Annotated in this window: 21 protein-coding genes; 8 read left to right on the top strand and 13 right to left on the bottom strand. The window is 70.3% G+C overall.

Annotated elements, in window-relative coordinates; genetic code table 11:
• Positions 1-2: 2 nt before the first annotated feature.
• Both WAE60_RS19880 and WAE60_RS19875 read right to left on the bottom strand, forming a co-directional pair.
• The gene (locus tag WAE60_RS19880) at positions 3-842 is read right to left on the bottom strand and encodes an aldo/keto reductase (RefSeq protein ID WP_337688162.1); all 840 of its coding nucleotides are present in this window, start codon (positions 840-842) and stop codon (positions 3-5) included.
• Positions 843-907: 65 nt separating this feature from the next.
• Positions 908-1,252 (bottom strand): hypothetical protein, encoded by a 345-nt coding sequence (locus WAE60_RS19875; protein WP_029911440.1) that lies wholly within the window; start codon positions 1,250-1,252, stop codon positions 908-910.
• A gap of 46 nt (positions 1,253-1,298) precedes the next feature.
• Here WAE60_RS19875 and WAE60_RS19870 point away from each other — a divergent pair, with 46 nt between their 5' ends.
• Positions 1,299-2,180, top strand: coding sequence for an NAD-dependent epimerase/dehydratase family protein (locus WAE60_RS19870; protein ID WP_337688159.1), 882 nt, complete (start codon positions 1,299-1,301; stop codon positions 2,178-2,180).
• Positions 2,181-2,347: 167 nt separating this feature from the next.
• Here WAE60_RS19870 and WAE60_RS19865 read toward each other — a convergent pair whose 3' ends face one another.
• The 6 genes from WAE60_RS19865 to WAE60_RS19840 all read right to left on the bottom strand — a co-directional run bounded on the left by WAE60_RS19865 (position 2,348) and on the right by WAE60_RS19840 (position 5,922).
• Complete coding sequence (locus WAE60_RS19865; RefSeq protein ID WP_029911435.1) at positions 2,348-2,872, bottom strand: hypothetical protein; 525 nt, start codon at positions 2,870-2,872, stop codon at positions 2,348-2,350.
• Positions 2,869-3,309 carry a hypothetical protein gene (locus WAE60_RS19860; protein ID WP_035018300.1) on the bottom strand — a complete coding sequence of 147 codons (441 nt, stop codon included), beginning with the start codon at positions 3,307-3,309 and terminating at the stop codon, positions 2,869-2,871. The genes WAE60_RS19865 and WAE60_RS19860 overlap by 4 nt, the downstream gene beginning before the upstream one ends.
• A 163-nt stretch (positions 3,310-3,472) precedes the next feature.
• On the bottom strand, positions 3,473-3,817 hold the full coding sequence (locus WAE60_RS19855; RefSeq protein ID WP_337688158.1) for a VOC family protein: 345 nt from the start codon (positions 3,815-3,817) through the stop codon (positions 3,473-3,475).
• Between the two features lie 42 nt (positions 3,818-3,859).
• Positions 3,860-4,519 (bottom strand): methyltransferase, encoded by a 660-nt coding sequence (locus tag WAE60_RS19850; RefSeq protein ID WP_337688157.1) that lies wholly within the window; start codon positions 4,517-4,519, stop codon positions 3,860-3,862.
• Between the two features lie 39 nt (positions 4,520-4,558).
• Entirely contained in the window at positions 4,559-4,978 is a 420-nt protein-coding gene (locus WAE60_RS19845) for a hypothetical protein (protein WP_337688156.1), read from the bottom strand.
• Entirely contained in the window at positions 4,975-5,922 is a 948-nt protein-coding gene (locus tag WAE60_RS19840) for a fatty acid desaturase family protein (RefSeq protein WP_337688155.1), read from the bottom strand. The genes WAE60_RS19845 and WAE60_RS19840 overlap by 4 nt, the downstream gene beginning before the upstream one ends.
• Positions 5,923-5,992: 70 nt before the next feature.
• Here WAE60_RS19840 and WAE60_RS19835 point away from each other — a divergent pair, with 70 nt between their 5' ends.
• Complete coding sequence (locus WAE60_RS19835) at positions 5,993-6,346, top strand: lysozyme inhibitor LprI family protein (protein WP_337688153.1); 354 nt, start codon at positions 5,993-5,995, stop codon at positions 6,344-6,346.
• 21 nt (positions 6,347-6,367) lie between these two features.
• Here WAE60_RS19835 and WAE60_RS19830 read toward each other — a convergent pair whose 3' ends face one another.
• Both WAE60_RS19830 and ubiA read right to left on the bottom strand, forming a co-directional pair.
• Positions 6,368-6,739 carry a DUF2750 domain-containing protein gene (locus WAE60_RS19830; protein WP_081916678.1) on the bottom strand — a complete coding sequence of 124 codons (372 nt, stop codon included), beginning with the start codon at positions 6,737-6,739 and terminating at the stop codon, positions 6,368-6,370.
• 56 nt (positions 6,740-6,795) lie between these two features.
• Entirely contained in the window at positions 6,796-7,734 is a 939-nt protein-coding gene (gene ubiA, locus WAE60_RS19825; protein WP_337688148.1) for a 4-hydroxybenzoate octaprenyltransferase, read from the bottom strand.
• Between the two features lie 232 nt (positions 7,735-7,966).
• Between ubiA and WAE60_RS19820 the strand changes: the two genes are divergently transcribed.
• Positions 7,967-8,200 carry a hypothetical protein gene (locus WAE60_RS19820; protein ID WP_029911412.1) on the top strand — a complete coding sequence of 78 codons (234 nt, stop codon included), beginning with the start codon at positions 7,967-7,969 and terminating at the stop codon, positions 8,198-8,200.
• Here WAE60_RS19820 and WAE60_RS19815 read toward each other — a convergent pair.
• A complete protein-coding gene (locus WAE60_RS19815) occupies positions 8,197-8,325 on the bottom strand; it encodes a hypothetical protein (RefSeq protein WP_255347293.1) in 129 nt (42 codons plus the stop codon). The genes WAE60_RS19820 and WAE60_RS19815 overlap by 4 nt on opposite strands.
• 157 nt (positions 8,326-8,482) lie before the next feature.
• Here WAE60_RS19815 and WAE60_RS19810 point away from each other — a divergent pair, with 157 nt between their 5' ends.
• Together WAE60_RS19810 and WAE60_RS19805 are read left to right on the top strand one after the other, a co-directional pair.
• Positions 8,483-8,788: a DUF454 family protein gene (locus WAE60_RS19810; RefSeq protein ID WP_029911409.1), complete on the top strand. Its 306-nt coding sequence runs from the start codon at positions 8,483-8,485 to the stop codon at positions 8,786-8,788.
• A 46-nt stretch (positions 8,789-8,834) separates the two neighbouring features.
• Complete coding sequence (locus WAE60_RS19805; protein WP_337688145.1) at positions 8,835-10,628, top strand: ABC transporter ATP-binding protein; 1,794 nt, start codon at positions 8,835-8,837, stop codon at positions 10,626-10,628.
• Between the two features lie 91 nt (positions 10,629-10,719).
• Here the strand turns inward: WAE60_RS19805 and WAE60_RS19800 are convergent, their stop codons facing one another.
• Complete coding sequence (locus tag WAE60_RS19800) at positions 10,720-12,504, bottom strand: DUF4153 domain-containing protein (RefSeq protein WP_337688144.1); 1,785 nt, start codon at positions 12,502-12,504, stop codon at positions 10,720-10,722.
• Between the two features lie 137 nt (positions 12,505-12,641).
• Here WAE60_RS19800 and WAE60_RS19795 point away from each other — a divergent pair, with 137 nt between their 5' ends.
• Positions 12,642-14,171, top strand: a complete 1,530-nt coding sequence (locus WAE60_RS19795; RefSeq protein WP_029911401.1) for a UbiD family decarboxylase — start codon at positions 12,642-12,644, stop codon at positions 14,169-14,171.
• Positions 14,172-14,239: 68 nt separating this feature from the next.
• Here WAE60_RS19795 and WAE60_RS19790 read toward each other — a convergent pair whose 3' ends face one another.
• A complete protein-coding gene (locus WAE60_RS19790; RefSeq protein WP_255347296.1) occupies positions 14,240-15,085 on the bottom strand; it encodes a DUF817 domain-containing protein in 846 nt (281 codons plus the stop codon).
• A gap of 63 nt (positions 15,086-15,148) precedes the next feature.
• On the opposite strand from WAE60_RS19790, the gene hisI reads away from it, so the two are divergent.
• Together hisI and WAE60_RS19780 are read left to right on the top strand one after the other, a co-directional pair.
• On the top strand, positions 15,149-15,550 hold the full coding sequence (gene hisI / locus WAE60_RS19785) for a phosphoribosyl-AMP cyclohydrolase (RefSeq protein ID WP_337688141.1): 402 nt from the start codon (positions 15,149-15,151) through the stop codon (positions 15,548-15,550).
• A gap of 97 nt (positions 15,551-15,647) precedes the next feature.
• A complete protein-coding gene (locus tag WAE60_RS19780; protein WP_337688139.1) occupies positions 15,648-16,277 on the top strand; it encodes a LysE family translocator in 630 nt (209 codons plus the stop codon).
• Positions 16,278-16,350 lie beyond the last annotated feature (73 nt).

Below are 16,350 nucleotides of genomic sequence, written 5' to 3'. Positions count from 1 at the left end.
CTTTAATCCACGTCCCACGCGAACGCCGGGTCCAGCCAGTTCCCCAGCCGCCCGTCCGGGCGCGTCAGGGCGAAGATGCGCGCCATCTCCTCTTCCGACAGGGCGAAGTCGAAGATGTCGAAGTTCTCGGCCAGCCGGCCGGGGTTGCGCGTCCGGGGGATGGTCGCCACGCCCTGCTGGACCTGCCAGCGCAGGGTCACCTGACCGGCCGTCTTGCCGTGGGCCTCGCCGATCTCGACCAGCACGGCGTCGTCGGCCACCTTGCCCTGAGCCAGGGGCGACCAGGCGGTGATCGTCGAGCCCATCGCCTTGGCCTTGGCGATCAGGGTCTTCTGCGACAGGTACGGATGATACTCGACCTGGTTGGTGGCGATCGGCGCGTCCGAGGCCGCCTGGGCCTTGGCCATCAGCGCCGAGGGGAAGTTCGACAGGCCGATGGCGCGGGTCAGGCCGCGGGCGTGGACGTCGTTCAGCGCCGCCATGGTCTCGGCCAGGGCCGGCTTGGGCTTGGGCCAGTGCAGCAGCAGCAGGTCGACCTGCGGGGCCTTCAGGCGCTTGAGGCTGCCCTCGACCGACCGCTGCAGGTCGCCCTGGGCGAACTGGTCGACCCAGACCTTGGTGGTCAGGAAGATCTCGTCGCGCGGCACGCCGGTGGCCGCCAGGGCCGCCCCGACGTCCTGCTCGTTGCGATAGGCCTGGGCGGTGTCGATGTGGCGGTAGCCCAGCTCCAGCGCCTTCTCGACCAGCGGCTGGGCCGCGCCGTCGTCCAGCTGCCAGGTGCCCAGGCCGATGACTGGCATGGCCACGTCGCCCGCGCGGATGTCGGGGATGGAATGGGGCATGGGGATCTCCCGAAGGCGGCTGGGGCGTGAGGGTCAGGCCGATATAGGCCCTGGCGCCGTCCGCGTCAGGCCTTCTCCGCATCGTAACGCTTGAGCAGCGTCTTCGGCGCGGTCGCCCGCCACCGGCGCGCGAGGAAACCCTCCACCGTGCCGGCCTCGACCCGCGACAGGCGGATCAGGACGTAGGGATAGTTCCTGTAGTGGTCGGTGACGAAGAACGTCTCGGGTTCGGCCTCGATCAGCATCTCGCGCTCGTCCAGCGTGACGCCCGGACAGACCAGGGTGTCGCCGTCGTCCCAGACGCGGGTCAGGAACTTGCCGTGCGCCTTCAGGCAGGGATGGCCGTAGGCCGTCCCGTCGGTCACGCCGGGCAATCCGAAGGCGAAGGCGCGCACTTCCTCGAAGGTCATGACCAAAATCCTGGGTCGCCGCTTGCAGCGCGACTATAGGGGAAGGATGGACGCCGAACACACCCCTTCCACCGAGCCCGCCTGCCTGACCTCGCCCGTGCTGGTGCTGGGCGCCACCAGCCTGATCGGCCAGTTCCTGCTGGCGCGGCTGAACGCCCTGGGGACCACGCCGATCTCGCTGAGCCGGCGTCCGCCCAGCGACGACGTCTGCTGGGTGGATGGCGACCTGGCCGACCCGAACCTGGCCGACGAGCTGCCGCCGGTGGCCACGGTGTTCTCGCTGTCGCCGATCTGGGTGCTGCCCCAGGCCCTGCCCGCCCTGAAGGCGCGGGGCATGACCCGGCTGGTGGCGTTCTCCTCGACCAGCCGCTTCACCAAGCAGGACTCGACCGAGGCCTCGGAGCGGGCCGTGGCCCGGGCCCTGGCGGAGTCCGAGGCCAAGGTCGAGGCGTTCTGCGCCGAACACGGCGTGGCCTGGACGATCCTGCGCCCGACCCTGATCTATCTGGAGGGGCGCGACGCCAATGTCAGCCGCCTGGCGGGCCTGATCCGCCGGTTCAAGGTGCTGCCGCTGTCGGGCAAGGGCGAGGGCCTGCGCCAGCCGGTCCACGCCGACGACCTGGCCGGCGGCGCGATCGCCGCGGCCCAGACCCCGGCGACCCGGGACAAGGCCTACGACCTGGTCGGCGGCGAGACCCTGACCTACCGGACGATGGCCGAGCGCATCTACGAGGGGCTGGGCCGCCGGCCTCTGATCCTGCCGCTGCCCGCCTGGCTGTTCCGCCTGCTGCTGACCCTGGCCAAGCCGTTCTATCCCGGCGCCACCGCGACCATGGCCGACCGCATGGCCCAGGACCTGACCTTCGACGACGCCCCGGCGCGGGCGGACTTCGGATGGAAGCCGAGGGACTTCCGGCCGAGGTTCTGAGAACGGTCGGGCCAGACGCCGCTTCTCCCACAGTTGTCATCCCGGAAAGCGCGCAGCGCTTGTCCGGGACCCAGGACAGCCGCACCGCATCCCGCCCAGTCTCCTGGGTCCCGGACAGCCTCTGCGAGGCTTCCGGGATGACAACAGATTGGAGCGACGGGTTTCCCCTACGCGTCGCTCAGCACCATGGCGAACGGCACCTGCGCCCCGTCGCGCTCGACATAGCCGCTGACCAGCTTGTGGTCGGGATTGAGCACGCCCAGGTCGACATCCTCGGTGGGGAACATCACCACCCGGCGGTCGCCGATGCAGATCAGCAGCTCGTAGCCGTCATAGGCCCGCTGCGACATGGCCTTCAGCCGCGAATAGTAGGGCTCGCGCGTCCACGACGTCGGCTTGCCCGGGTCGACCACGACGTTCAGCCGCTTGCCGTCGCGGTCGGGGTACATCAGGAAGCCGGCCTTGTCGGGCCGCCAGGCGGCGTCCAGCTTTTCCGAGGTCAGCCACAGGCAGTGGAAGCCCCGGCAGGCCTGGGGCCGGGCCTCGTAGTCGCCGCAGCCCGAGCCCTTGCGGAACACCCCGCACCACTGGCCGGCCGGCTTGCTGAGCTCGCCGATGTGCAGGACCTTGCAGCACATGCCGCAGTCGCCGCACGACTTGGAGGGGGCGGGGGAGGTGGTCGCTTCGCTCATGCCGGAATCTCGCGCACCAGGCCCTGGTCGACGTCGCGATCGGGCAGGATGGTGTAGCCTCGCCGCCCGACCAGGACGTTGAGGGTCAGGCCCTGGGCCGCGCCGCGCGCCGCCCAGGCCTTGAAGGTGTCGTGGAAGGGGGCCTTGCGCCAGGCGTCGGGCGCGGCGGGATCGACCTCGACCACCAGGGTGCGGCCGCCGTCCTCGCGGTGCAGGACGAAGCGGGCCCGGTCGGGGCGCCAGCGGTCGTCCAGGTTGGGGGCGTTCAGCCAGTAGCAGGCGTAGTCGGCGCAGGCCTTGGGCCGGTCGGCGTAGATCGCGCAGCCCGCGCCCTTGCGGTAGTGGCCGCACCAGGCGTGGGCCGGCTTGTCGATGGCGGCCACGCCCATCAGCTTGCAGCACATCCCGCAGTCGCCGCAGGTCCTGGCCTGGTCCACCGTCGCTCGCCCCGTAAATCGTCCGGAGACGGATTTATCGCGGTTTCGTGACGGTTTTTCTGTCGGGCCCGCGCTCGGGGGCATGCCCTTGCGGCGTGTCCCCATCGGCAGGCTCGGAGTCAGGACTTGGGGACACGCCGCAAGGGCATGTCCCCGGCCGCGCCTAGCCCTCGCTCCACACCGCCAGCTCGTTGCCGGACGGATCGGCGAAGTGGAAGCGGCGGCCGCCGGGGAAGCTGAAGATCGGCTTGGTGATCGTCGCGCCGGCGGCCGTCACCTTGGCCAGCATGGCCTCGATGTCGTGGGCGTAGAGCACGACCAGCGGCTTGTCGGCCGAGCCCTCCTGCGGCGTGCAGAACCCGCCGTCGGTCCCCTGCCCCTCGAAGGCGGCGTAGTCGGGGCCATAGTCGACGAAGCTCCAGCCGAAGGCGGCGGCGTAGAAGGCCTTGGTGGCCGGCAGGTCGCCGGCGGGCCATTCGATATAGTCGATCTTGCCGTCTTCGCGCATGCCGCGCCTCCTCGCATGTTCCCGTATTGTTCTAGGTCGCCGTCACGGCAGAGTCCAGACGCTGGTGCGCTTGACGGCCATGTCCTCCAGCTCCCGCGTGGTGGGCACCTGGTACTCGGCCAGCTTTTCGAGACCGTCCTTGGGGAAGTAGGTGCGGCCCGGGTCGCCGATCAGCACGGTCGCGCCGGCGGTCCGCCCCTGGGCCAGCCAGGCCATCACCGCCTCGGCCATCGGCCGCTCGTAGCAGATGTCGCCGGCCAGGATCACGTCGGCGGCCGGCGGCGGGGCGCCCAGCAGGTCCACCTCGGTGAAGGCGGCTTCGACGCCGTTGGCCGCCGCGTTCAGGCCGATCGCCGCCTCGCAGAACACGTCGATGTCGGCCGCCAGCACCTCGGCCGCGCCCGCCTTCATGGCGGCGATGGCGACCAGCCCCGAGCCGCTGGCGAAGTCGATCACCCGCTTGCCGGCGACGGTCCCGGGGTGGTCGAGGATGTAGCGCGCCAGGGCCTGGCCGCCCGCCCAGGCGAAGGCCCAGAACGGCGGCGGCAGGCCGATCTCGGCCAGGGCCTCCTCGGTCAGTTTCCAGATCGGGGTGATCTCGTCGGCCAGGTGCAGCCGGAGCTCCGGCGTGTGCGGCGGGGCCTGCAGCCGGGTGTTCTCCAGGATGAAGGCGCGACGGCCGGCGAGGGTGGCTTCGATCATGCAGGCCTTAGAGCACCCTGGGACCGACGCCGATAGCCGTCAGAACGGTGAAACGACGGCCTCGACGATCCGATCGCCCAACACCGCCAGGGCCCGGTCGGAAACCACCAGGATCAGGGCCGGCGACAGGCCGAAGTCGTCGCGGCCGGCGACGCCCTCGACCTTCATCCAGACCCAGGAGGGCAGGACGGTGGCGGGCTGAAGCTCCATGAACGTCTCCGACACGCCGACCTCGACCGCGCCGAACGTCACCCCGGAAAGGCCGGCCGCGCGGATCGCCTCGGCCAGGCCCTCCGTGACGATGAAGCACGGCGTCGTCTCGAGCAGCTCGTCGCCCATCCATCCGTCGAAGACGTGGTGCAAGCGCTCGACGACCGGCGGGCGACCGGACTCCCGATGCGCGACCGTACCCTCGCCCCATCCGCCGGCGACCTCGGGCTCGACCTGGTGAAACTTCAAGCCGCCGCCCGGCTGGACGCGGCCTTCAGCACCGTCAGATAGCCCGGCGCCGTCAGCATGCCTTCGGTCCGTCCCTTGGCGGCCAGCAGCCTGTGCGCCTTGGGCAGGTTCCAGCAGGGCATGTGCATGAACAGGTGATGCTCGGCGTGGAAGTTGACGTGGTAGGGCGCGATCAGGGCCCGCTCGATCCAGTTGGCCGAGGTGGTGCGGGCGTGGCGGAACGGGTCGGGCTCGTCCTTGGCCACCAGGGCGTGCTCGGCGATGTTGCGCAGGCGGGTGACCAGCGGGAACCAGGTGGCCATCGGCACGATCCACAGCGCCAGCCACGCCCACCACAGGCCCGCGGCGCTGAGCACGACCAGCAGGCCCAGGTTCCACAGCAGGAACGGCCGCTGGCGCGCGACCTCGCCGGCGAAGACCGCGCCCTTCGGCTGGTCGCCGGTGCCCTGCATCTTGCCCAGCAGGGGTCCGAACCGCTGCTTGAAGAAGGTCTGGCCGGTCAGGTCGCGGACGATCTTGCGGCGCAGGGAGGCGCGGGTGGTCGGAAACGGCGCCGACAGCACCAGGTCCGGGTCCTCGGCCTGCTGGGCGTACTTGTGGTGGGTCAGGTGGTAGGGCCGGTACTTGGCCAGGGACGCGCCCGTCGGGGCCGCGCACAGCCATTCGCCGACCCAGTCGTTGACCTTGAGGTTCGGGTGCAGCCCGCCGTGGGCGGCCTCGTGCATCAGGATCGCCAGGCCCAGCTGGCGCGCGCCGATCAGCATCACGGCCAGGACGTAGGTCAGCGGGTTGGGCCAGATCACGAAGACCGCGCCCGCCGCGACGATCACCGCCCAGGCGTGGGCCACCATCAGGAGGCCGCGCCACGACGAGCGCGCCGACAGCGGCGCCCATTCCTCGGGCGTGAACAGTTCCTGCGGCTTGATGCGGGACGCGACGGCCATGGAACGATCATGCCACATTCGGCGTCAGGCTGACAGAATGACCCGACGTCACGCCCTTCCGGAGACCGCCATGCGCCCGCTTGTGATCGCCCTCGCCCTGACCTTCGTCGCGCCGGTCGCCGCGCCATCGCTCGCCCGGGCCGCCAGCTTCGACTGCCAGCGGGCCAAGTCCGCCGACGAGAAGGCGGTGTGCGCCTATCTGCCGCTGAACGACAAGGACGTGCGCATGTCGGTGCTCTACGAGATCAACAAGCACACCCTGGCCATGGGCGGCCGCGACGCCCTGCAGGACCAGCAACGCCAGTGGCTGACCGAACGGCGGCGGTGCGGGGCCAACCGCTCATGCCTGATCCGCCTCTACGACCGGCGGCTGGGCGAGCTGGAGAAGACGACCGAGCGGATCTACCACGCGGGGCCGTTCTAGGGCGTTCCCGCGTTTGGGACGCTAGGACGGATCAGCGTTCTCGGGCATCAGCGCCACCACCGCGTCCCGAACTCGGCTTGGCCTGAGATCAAATCCTGCGGCGCGAGGACCGCTCCAGTTCACGCCGACAAGGAAGCCGTCCTTTTCCAAGCCAGGAACCCAACGGCTCGCGAATTCCGGCCAACTGATTTCGACCGGCCTGAATCCGGCATAGGCGGGAACGTTCTTGATGATGCGTTCCACACGAGCGCGTGTGGACCAGAAGGGCTGGGCGCGCTGACCCGAAGCCGTTTTTGGCGCGGGATAACCGCCCTCATCCGCAACGGTCCAGACAACGCCGTGCTTCGCGACATCGCGATAGAAGGCCCATGCTTGGGAAGCGGCTTGTGACATGCGGTTACTGTGGCGCTTGGGATCAGCGCAGGCAAGGAACCGAAGGCCGACCTCCCCTACAGCCCCGGCGGTTTCCACATCCCCGCCGCCAGGGCCAGGACCAGCACGAAGCCGACCTGGGCGTTTGACTTGAATAGGGCCAGGGCCCCGACCGGATCGTCCAGCCGCACCCGGGCCGCCTGGCGCGACAGGTGGACGGCGACCAGGGCCGCCAGGGGCAGGAACAGCGGGCCCAGGTCGCCGACCCAGGCCGCGGCGATCACCAGCACGAAGCTGGCGGCGTAGAAGGCCAGGACGCCCTTCTGCACGTGCGCGCCCAGCCGGCGGGTCGACGACTTCACCCCGGCCAGGGCGTCGTCCTCGAGGTCCTGGATGGCGTAGATCGTGTCGTAGCCCAGGGTCCAGAAAATCCCCGAGGCGTAGAGCAGGACGGCCGCCCAGGAGAGGGTGTGCGTGGCCGCCGCGTAGCCCAGCAGCGCGCCCCAGTTGAAGGTCAGGCCCAGCCAGGCCTGCGGCCACCAGGTGATGCGCTTCATGAACGGATAGCCAGCCACCAGGGCCAGCGAGGCCACGCCCAGGCCGATGGCCAGCCAGCCCAGGCACACCAGGATGCCGAAGCTGACCAGGCAGCAGCCGACCACGAAGGCCCAGGCCTGCTTGACGGTGATCAGGCCGGCCGGGATCGGGCGCATGGCCGTGCGGCTGACCTGGGCGTCGAAGTCGCGGTCGACGATGTCGTTGAAGGCGCAGCCGGCCGCCCGCATCAGAGCCGCCCCGACGAAGAAGGCGATCAGCAGCCACGGATTGGGCCACTCGCCCTTGCCGGCCGCCGCCAGGGCGATGCCCTGCCAGCCGGGCAGCATCAGCAGCCAGATGCCCGCCGGCCGGTCGAACCGTCCCAGCTTCAGCCAGGGCCGCAGGGCCGGCGGCGCGTGGCGATCGACCCAGTTGCCGGCGGCGGCGTCGGGCAGGATGGCGGTGTCCGGAGAGCTCATGGCGCAGGCTTAGCCCCGGCCTCCCGCCTCGCGCAACCGCGCCGAACCGCAGCCATAGAGACTTCCGATCTCGATCCGAAAAACGATCAATTGGATTGATCGGGCGGAAACGACCAGAGTGGCTCCAGCGAAACGGTGATCCCCCCACCGGTTCGCGAACCCGAGGCGGGCCGCCGTTTTCCTTCCCCCCAGCGCGGCGGCCCGCCTCCTAGAGTTTCGAAAGGTTTCCGCCATGACCCACATCATCGACCGCCTGGAAGCCTGGACCCTGCTGGCTCTTGGCCTGGCCGCCGGGATCGTCGCGCCGCATCCGGTCACCACCGCCCTGTGGACCGCCGCCGCCCGCGCCTTCGAGCGGGCCGGCGATGTCGGGATGGTGGGACGGCTGACCTCGGGCACGAAGTTCGGCGGCCGCGTCCGCGCGGGCCTGCGCGGCGACCGGCTCAGTCACCTGCGCTTCGCCTAGATCCCGTTGGGGCCCGTCAGCGGCAGGGTCATGGCCAGGGCCAGGACGAGCAGGCAGACCACGACATAGGCCGCCAGATAGGCGGCGACCGCGATCCTCGGCGTTCCCGGACGATCGATCCTCATGGGCCTCGGCTCCTCGCCGGCAGGACGGTGGACGCCGGCACAATGATACCGGTCAAGTTGAGCGCGCCATCAGGGAATCCCTGGTTTTGCCTCGGATGTAACCCTGAGGCCGACAAAGCCTTCCCGTCCGCGCCGTCATCCCCCACATTCCAGCTTCATGACCGACGCCCCCCGTCCGCCCCGCGAGCGCCCGACCCGCAAAGGCCTGTCCCGTCCCGTCCACTGGGCGCTGGACGGCCTGGGCGTGGCGCTGTTCGCGACGGGGGCCGTGGGCGCCTTCGTGCCGGGCATGCCGACCACGGTGTTCTGGATCGGGGCGGTCATGTGCTTCCTGAAGACCCGCCCCCACGCGGTGCGGCCGCTGCTGCGCACCCCGATCATCGGCCCGGCCATCCGCTGGTACCTGCGCTGGCGGCCGTTCGGCGGAGCGCGGCGCCGGGGCAACACTTCCCGGAAGGCTTGACCAGCGCCTCGCTTCGCGCGGAACGAGCGCCTATCTGTCCTCCACCATGACCGACGCGATCGACGACGAGGATGAAACCGGCGGACGCCGCCGCGCCCTGAGCAACGCCCGGGTGCTGGGCTTCATCGCGCGCTTCTGGCTGCGCCGGAGGGGCCTGTTCCTGGCCGGCGTCGGCCTGACCCTGGCGGCGATCTGCTTCGACCTGGCCCTGCCCTGGGCCTCGGGCCGACTGATCGACACGGTGACCAAGGGTCCCTCGGCCATCGACGCGGCCTGGGGGGCCTGGGCGGCCTTCGTCGGCGTCTATCTGGGCTTCTCGCTGATCCGCAACCTGGCCATGCGGTTCTGGATCCCGCTGGCCGCCCGCAACATGGAGGAGATGACCAACGAGGGTTACGCCCGCGTCCAGGCCTTCTCGTCCGACTGGCACGCCGACAGTTTCGCCGGCGCCACCGTGCGCAAGCTGACCCGCGCCATGTGGGGCTATGACAGCGTCACCGACGCGGTGACCATCTGGCTGGCCCCCAGCCTGATCGTGCTGGTCGGCCTGTCGGTGATGCTCCTCCTGCGACAACCCCTGGCGGGGGCCGTCGCCCTGGTCGTCGTCGCCGGCTACCTGGTGATGAACCTGGTGGTCACCGCCCGCTACGTGCGCCCCGCCAACCTGAGGTCCAACGCCCTGGATTCGAAGATCGGCGGGACCCTGGCCGACGCCGTGACCTCCAACCCCACGGTCAAGAGTTTCGGGGCCGAGGCGCGCGAGAGCGCCCGCGTGGCCCAGATCACCGCCGCCTGGCGCCAGGCGGTGATGGTCACCTGGCACAAGTTCACCAACGTCTGGCTGGGCCAGAACCTGCTGCTGGTGCTGCTGCAGGGCGGGCTGACGGCCGCGATGATCCACGCCTGGGCCAAGGGGACCGCGACGCCCGGCGACGTGGCCTTCGCCATCACCGCCTTCATGCTGATGAGCGGCTACCTGCGCAACATGGGCGAGAACATCCGCATGCTGCAGAAGGGCCTGGACGACACCGAGGACCTGGCCGCCTGGGAGGGCCTGGCGCCGCAGATCGCCGACGTCCCGCACGCGCCGGACTTCGTCAGGGGTCCCGGCGCCATCGCCTTCGAGGACGTGACCTTCCGCTACAAGTCGGCCGGCGCGCCGCTGTACGACCACTTCTCGCTGAAGATCGCGCCGGGCGAGCGCGTGGCCCTGGTGGGGCCGACCGGCTCGGGCAAGTCGACCTTCGTCAAGCTGGTCCAGCGCCTGCACGACCTGCAGGGCGGGCGGATCGTGATCGACGGCCAGGACGTGGCCAAGGTGACGCAAGGGTCCCTGCGCCGCGCCATCGCCGTGGTGCCGCAGGACCCGGCCCTGTTCCACCGCACCCTGCGGGAGAACATCGCCTATGGCCGTCCCGACGCCACGATCGAGGAGATCGTCGAGGCCGCCAGGAAGGCCCGCGCCCACGACTTCATCCTGCGCCTGCCCCAGGGCTACGACACCCTGGTGGGCGAGCGCGGGATCAAGCTGTCGGGCGGCGAGCGTCAGCGCGTGGCCATCGCCCGCGCCTTCCTCACCGACGCCCCGATCCTGGTGCTGGACGAGGCCACCTCGTCGCTCGACGTCGAGACCGAGGGCCAGGTGCAGGCGGCCGCCGAGGCCCTGATGCACGGCCGCACGACCATCGTCATCGCCCACCGCCTGTCGACCGTGCGCGGCGCCGACCGCATCCTGGTCTTCCAGAACGGCCGCGTCGTCGAGGAAGGCCGCCACGGCGAGCTGAAGGCGGCCGGCGGGGTCTATGCGCGGCTGAACGCGGTCTCGGAAGGCGTGGGCTAGAACCGGGGACATGCCCTCGCGGCGTGTCCCCATCGGCCGGCACGGCGTCTGGGACATGGGGACACGCCGCAAAGGCGTGTCCCCGGTCGCGTCAGGGCTTCTTCTGGGTCAGGACGGTGGTCGCCTCCAACGCCGGGCCGCAGGACAACTCGGGCTGGATCCGCATCCGCTTGTCGCCGATGACCAGATCCTGAGCCGGCGGCGACGGCGCGACATGGACGCCGCCCGCCTCGAGCGCCTTGTCGAGGTCCCCGCAGAACAGGGTGGTCTGGCCCGTCTTGGCCCAGACGCCGGCCCCATCGACCTTGAAGACATCGAAGGCGTTGGCGGCCGACAGCAGGACCTCGGCCACGCCGTCTCCGTCCGTGTCGACCAGGACCGCCCGACAATCCAGGTAGCCCTGCAGGCAGATGGGTTCGTTCTCGACGTTCCAGGTTTGGCCGACGAAGCTCTTGGGCAGGGCCTGGCCCTTGGGATAGATTTTGATCTTCTTGAGGCTGTCGGGCGCCGCCACAAGCGTCGTCCGGTAGGGCCGACCCTCGAGCTTGACCGCGGCCGCCGCCTTGCTCCTGACGACCGGATTGGGATCGCGCCGCAGGGCGTCCAGGGCCTGGCGACCGAAGCGGCCGCCGTCGAACCGCAGGGCGACGTAGTCGAACGCGTCGGCCGTGACCTTGCCCCCGCGCAGCCGCCCGATCTGGTCATCGACCGACAACCGCCGGGGATCGACCACCGGCGTGAACAGCGCCAGCAGCACGGCGATCACCACGAAGGCCATGGCGATGTTGGTGGCCTCCAGCGCCTTCATCCAGGCGCCCGGGCGCACAGCGGCCAGCGTGTAGCCGACGGCGTAGCCCGTCGCGACCAGCACGCAGGCGGCGGCGACGATCCGGTCGGGGCTGAGGCCGTACTGGCCGATCCGCAGGGACAGGCCATAGGCCGCCAGCACCGTGATCGGGACCAGCAGCACGCCCGCCAGCCGCGCGGCCCATTTCAGGACCACGGCGGTCCTCTCGGTCCCGTCCTGGTAGGCGGCGTTGGTCAGCAGGATCAGGAAGGCGTCGGCGGTCAGCAGGATGGCCGTGGCGCTCTTGGTCTTCCACAGCGGCTCCAGGCCCGTGAACGGCAGGGTCAGCAGGAAGGCCGCGGCGATCAGAACCATCAGCGGCAGCAGCCAGGCCAGCAAGGTCAGGGCCACCGTGCGCACGCCGCGCACCAGATTGGCCCGCACGTCGGTCAGCTGGACGGCGGCGGCGAACATCACGGCGGTGGCGGGGAAGGCGAACCACTCGTGCTGGATCAGCTTCTCGATGGCGTCGACGCCGATCAGCTTGAACAGGGCCGAGGCCAGGAACAGCAGCAGCCAGAAGGCCCCCGTGAAGCCCACCGACAGCACCGCCTGCACCCCGTGCTTCCAGGTGACGTCGAAATAGGTCGGGAAGCGGGCGATCCGCCGCCGCTCCATGTCGGCCGGCTGGACCAGATGGTGGCCGATGAAGATCAGGGCGGCGATGGCCAGGAAGGTCTGGGGCTTGAGGGCGTCGACGCCCTTGGCGTCGGGGTCCCCGGTCCAGACGCCGTAGGCGGCCAGGCCCGCCACGACCACGACGGCGAGGGCCTTCCAGATCGCCAGGGTGCGGAACCGCAGGGCCGACACGCCGGCCAGCACCACGAAGGGCACGAACAGCACCACCATCCACAGCGCCGCGTAGAGCTCGCGCTGGGTGGCCGGCCAGACCTTGGCTTCCCCGGCCTTGAACAGGCCGTACAGCAGAAGGCCCTGGGCCAGGCCGGTGGCCAGGCGGGCGATCGTCGCGCGGCGGACGGCGCGAGACTCGGGTTGGAGGTCGGCGGCTTCGTGCGGGGTGTCGGTCATCGGCGGACTCTCACAACCTTGGCTATTGCGGGGGACAGGAACACGTCGGGCGACCGGCGCCTAGGGTGAAGCTCGCGGACGCCACCTTGCCGGGGGAAGGGGCGGCCTCTAGGTTCCGCGCCGTTCAGGAGCGTTTCATGGCCTATCGCAGCTTGCGCGAATTCATCGACGTCCTCGAGGCGAAGGGCGAGCTGGTGCGGGTGACCGAGCCGGTGTCGACCGTGCTGGAGATGACCGAGATCCAGACGCGCCTCTTGGCCACGGGCGGGCCGGCGGTGCTGTTCGAGAACGTGATCCTGCCCGACGGATCGCGTTCGCCGATGCCGGCCCTGGCCAACCTGTTCGGCACGGTCAAGCGCGTGGCCATGGGCGTCACCCTGGGCGGCGAGCCGCGCACCACCGCCGGCGAGCTGCGCGAGGTCGGCGAGCTGCTGGCCTTCCTGCGCCAGCCCCAGCCGCCCAAGGGCCTGAAGGACGCCCTGGACATGCTGCCCCTGGCCAAGACCGTCATGGCCATGCGGCCGGGCACGGTGAAGAAGGCCCCGGTGCAGGAAGTGGTCCTGACCGGCGACGACATCGACCTGTCCAAGCTTCCCGTGCAGACCTGCTGGCCGGGCGAGCCCGCGCCGCTGATCACCTGGCCGCTGGTGGTCACCAAGGGCCCGGGCAAGGACCGCGAGGACGACTTCAACCTGGGCATCTACCGCATGCAGGTCCTCTCCAAGGACCGCTGCATCATGCGCTGGCTGGCCCATCGCGGCGGGGCGCAGCACTACGCCCGCCACAAGAAGGCCGGCAAGCGCGAGCCCCTGCCCGCCTGCGCCGTGCTGGGCGCCGACCCGGGCACCATCCTGGCCGCCGTGACCCCGGTGCCCGACACCCTGTCCGAGTACCAGTTCGCCGGCCTGCTGCGCGGCGCCAAGGTCGACCTGGTCCCGGCCAAGACCGTGCCCCTGATGGTGCCGGCCCACGCCGAGATCGTCATCGAGGGCCACGTCCTGCTCGACGAATACGCCGACGAGGGCCCCTACGGCGACCACACCGGCTACTACAACAGCGTCGAGAAGTTCCCGGTCTTCCAGGTGACGGCGATCACCATGCGCAGGCAGCCGATCTACCTGACCACCTTCACGGGCCGCCCGCCGGACGAGCCCAGCGTGCTGGGCGAGGCGCTGAACGAGGTGTTCATCCCGCTGATCCGCCAGCAGTTCCCCGAGATCGTCGACTTCTGGCTGCCGCCCGAGGGCTGCAGCTACCGCATCGCCGTGGTGTCGATGAAGAAGGCCTATCCGGGCCACGCCAAGCGGGTGATGCTGGGCGTCTGGAGCTATCTGCGCCAGTTCATGTACACCAAGTGGGTGATCGTCGTGGACCACGACATCAACGCCCGCGACTGGAAGGACGTGATGTGGGCGATCAGCACCAAGATGGACCCGGCGCGGGACATCACGGTGATCGAGTCGACGCCCATCGACTATCTCGACTTCGCCAGCCCCGAGAGCGGCCTGGGCTCCAAGATCGGCCTGGACGCCACCGACAAGCTGCCCCCCGAGACCCACCGCGAGTGGGGCGAGGAGATCCGCATGGACCAGGCGGTGATCGACACGGTCAGCGAGAAGTGGACCCGGCTGGGCCTGCCGGGGGACGGCAAGCCGATCTGGAAGTAGAGATCCTCCCCCTGTGGGGGAGGTGTCGGCGCAGCCGACGGAGGGGGGAGGAATGGGCCGCCGCCGCATCAGTCCCCCCACCGGCGCTTCGCGCCGCCTCCCCCACAGGGGGAGGACCTGGGAATGTGCACCACCGTCACCAGCACGTAGCTGAGCAGCATCAGCAGGTACCAGGCCCCCAGCTTGGCGACCGGGACCATCGACCAGCCGTGGCGCTGGCTGGGATAGGCCCAGGCGCCGGCCAGGGTGCCCAGGTTCTCGGCGAACCAGATGAACAGCGCCACCAGCCCGAAGCCGACCAGCAGCGGCATGCGGCGCGGCGTCCGATCGACGGTGAACACCACCCAGGTCCGCCCGAACAGCACCGCCGAGGCGACGAACAGGCCCGTCCGGATGTCGGGCCCGTAGTGGTGGGTGAAGAAGTTCAGATAGGCCAGGATCGCCAGCGCCCAGGTGGTCCAGATCGGCGGATAGCGCACGAACCGGAAGTCCATCAGCCGCCAGATCCGGGCGATGTAGCTGCCGATGCAGGCGTACATGAAGCCGCTGAACAGGGGCACGCCGGCGATCTTCAGGACGCCGGCCTCGGGATAGATCCACGAGCCGTGGGCGGTCTTGAACACCTCCATCACCGTGCCGACGACGTGGAAGACCAGGATCACCACGGCCTCGTCCCAACGTTCCAGCTTCAGGGCCAGCAGGGCGACCTGGATGGCGACCGAGGCGAGCACCAGGAAGTCGTAGCGCGCCAGCGGCGCGCCGGGCGGCCAGATCAGGTGCGTGCCGACGATCAGGGCCAGCATCAGCCCGCCGAACAGGCAGGCCCAGGCCTGCTTCAGGCCGAACAGCAGGAACTCGTAGGCCCAGCCGCGAAGCCGCGAGCGCTCGGCCCAAGGGCGCGCCCAGGCGTCCAGCGCCGCGACCCGCGCCTTGATCCAGTCTTTGACGCCCGGCGAAGGGGCGCCATATGTGGCCGCATGACCTCCTCGCTCTTCCCCGCCGCCCCCGACAAGACCGCGCTCGAGCGCGGGACCGCCGTCACGCCGCGTTTCGACGCCAACGGCCTGGTCGCGGCCATCGCCCAGCACGCCGACACCGGCGAGATCCTGATGTTCGCCTGGATGAACGACGAGGCCCTGAAGCTGACCCTCGACACCGGGATCGCCCACTATTTCAGCCGCTCGCGGGGCAGCCTCTGGAAGAAGGGCGAGACCAGCGGCCAGCTGCAGGTCGTCACCGAGCTGCGGATCGACTGCGACCAGGACGCGGTGCTGATCAAGGTCCGACCGCAAGGGGACGGGGGCGCCTGCCACGTGGGCTTCCGCTCGTGCTTCTACCGCGTCTGGGAGGACGGGGCTCTGGTCGAGCGCGAGGCTTAGGGCTCTTCTCATCGCGCCAGCGTCCGCCATCGACGTCCAGACCATGGCGAGCCCGTTTGCAGACCTTGTGGAGATCGCCGCCCATGGAGCGTTCGAGATGACCCCCTTCCAGGCCCTGATCGCCTTCGGGATCGCCGCCGGCCTGCTGACCATCACGCCCGGGCTGGACACCGCCCTGATCCTGCGCACGGCCGCCGCCGAGGGCTGGCGCCGCGCGGCCGCCGTGTCGGTGGGGATCGGCCTGGGCTGCCTGGTCTGGGGCGCGGCCGCGGCGTTCGGGGCCGGGGCGCTGCTGGTGGCCTCGCACGCCGCCTACACGATCCTGAAATGGGCGGGCGCGGCCTATCTGGTCTGGCTGGGCGTCAACCTGCTGCGCAAGCCGCGCGAGCGCTTCGACGCCGGGGCGGGCGAGGCGCCGCCGTCGGGCGGCCTGGGCGCGGCCCTGGCCAAGGGCCTGTGGAACAACCTGCTGAACCCCAAGGTCGGGGTGTTCTACGTGTCGTTCCTGCCCCAGTTCATCCCGACCGGCGCCAACCCCGCCGCCTTCGGCCTGCTGCTGGCCGCCACCCACGTGGTCATGGGCCTGGCCTGGGCCGGCGGCCTGATCCTGGCCACCGCCCCGATCGCCAAGGCGTTGCGCAAGCCCGGCGTGGTCCGGTGGCTGGACCGCGTGACCGGCGGGGTGTTCGTGGCCTTCGGCGTGCGGATCGCGCTGGAGCGGCGGTAACTAGAACCCCGCTCATCCCTGCGAATGCCGGGTCAGCCCCAAAGCCATTCCATCTGGGTCCCGGCATTCGCCG

The sequence above is a fragment of the Caulobacter sp. CCG-8 genome, assembly GCF_037402475.1.
Classification (GTDB): Bacteria; Pseudomonadota; Alphaproteobacteria; order Caulobacterales; family Caulobacteraceae; genus Caulobacter.
The sequence above is the reverse complement of the archived record's forward strand: the minus strand, read 5'-3'. Positions and strand labels throughout refer to the sequence as shown.

What these genes read in the sequence shown, in the direction of transcription:
- WAE60_RS19880 (WP_337688162.1), bottom strand. Translation starts at nt 842, where the DNA reads ATGCCCCATTCCATCCCCGACATCCGCGCGGGCGACGTGGCCATGCCA.
- WAE60_RS19875 (WP_029911440.1), bottom strand. Translation starts at nt 1,252, where the DNA reads ATGACCTTCGAGGAAGTGCGCGCCTTCGCCTTCGGATTGCCCGGCGTG.
- WAE60_RS19870 (WP_337688159.1), top strand. Translation starts at nt 1,299, where the DNA reads ATGGACGCCGAACACACCCCTTCCACCGAGCCCGCCTGCCTGACCTCG.
- WAE60_RS19865 (WP_029911435.1), bottom strand. Translation starts at nt 2,872, where the DNA reads ATGAGCGAAGCGACCACCTCCCCCGCCCCCTCCAAGTCGTGCGGCGAC.
- WAE60_RS19855 (WP_337688158.1), bottom strand. Translation starts at nt 3,817, where the DNA reads ATGCGCGAAGACGGCAAGATCGACTATATCGAATGGCCCGCCGGCGAC.
- WAE60_RS19850 (WP_337688157.1), bottom strand. Translation starts at nt 4,519, where the DNA reads ATGATCGAAGCCACCCTCGCCGGCCGTCGCGCCTTCATCCTGGAGAAC.
- WAE60_RS19840 (WP_337688155.1), bottom strand. Translation starts at nt 5,922, where the DNA reads ATGGCCGTCGCGTCCCGCATCAAGCCGCAGGAACTGTTCACGCCCGAG.
- WAE60_RS19835 (WP_337688153.1), top strand. Translation starts at nt 5,993, where the DNA reads ATGCGCCCGCTTGTGATCGCCCTCGCCCTGACCTTCGTCGCGCCGGTC.
- WAE60_RS19830 (WP_081916678.1), bottom strand. Translation starts at nt 6,739, where the DNA reads ATGTCACAAGCCGCTTCCCAAGCATGGGCCTTCTATCGCGATGTCGCG.
- ubiA (WP_337688148.1), bottom strand. Translation starts at nt 7,734, where the DNA reads ATGAGCTCTCCGGACACCGCCATCCTGCCCGACGCCGCCGCCGGCAAC.
- WAE60_RS19820 (WP_029911412.1), top strand. Translation starts at nt 7,967, where the DNA reads ATGACCCACATCATCGACCGCCTGGAAGCCTGGACCCTGCTGGCTCTT.
- WAE60_RS19815 (WP_255347293.1), bottom strand. Translation starts at nt 8,325, where the DNA reads ATGAGGATCGATCGTCCGGGAACGCCGAGGATCGCGGTCGCCGCCTAT.
- WAE60_RS19810 (WP_029911409.1), top strand. Translation starts at nt 8,483, where the DNA reads ATGACCGACGCCCCCCGTCCGCCCCGCGAGCGCCCGACCCGCAAAGGC.
- WAE60_RS19805 (WP_337688145.1), top strand. Translation starts at nt 8,835, where the DNA reads ATGACCGACGCGATCGACGACGAGGATGAAACCGGCGGACGCCGCCGC.
- WAE60_RS19800 (WP_337688144.1), bottom strand. Translation starts at nt 12,504, where the DNA reads ATGACCGACACCCCGCACGAAGCCGCCGACCTCCAACCCGAGTCTCGC.
- WAE60_RS19795 (WP_029911401.1), top strand. Translation starts at nt 12,642, where the DNA reads ATGGCCTATCGCAGCTTGCGCGAATTCATCGACGTCCTCGAGGCGAAG.
- hisI (WP_337688141.1), top strand. Translation starts at nt 15,149, where the DNA reads ATGACCTCCTCGCTCTTCCCCGCCGCCCCCGACAAGACCGCGCTCGAG.
- WAE60_RS19780 (WP_337688139.1), top strand. Translation starts at nt 15,648, where the DNA reads ATGACCCCCTTCCAGGCCCTGATCGCCTTCGGGATCGCCGCCGGCCTG.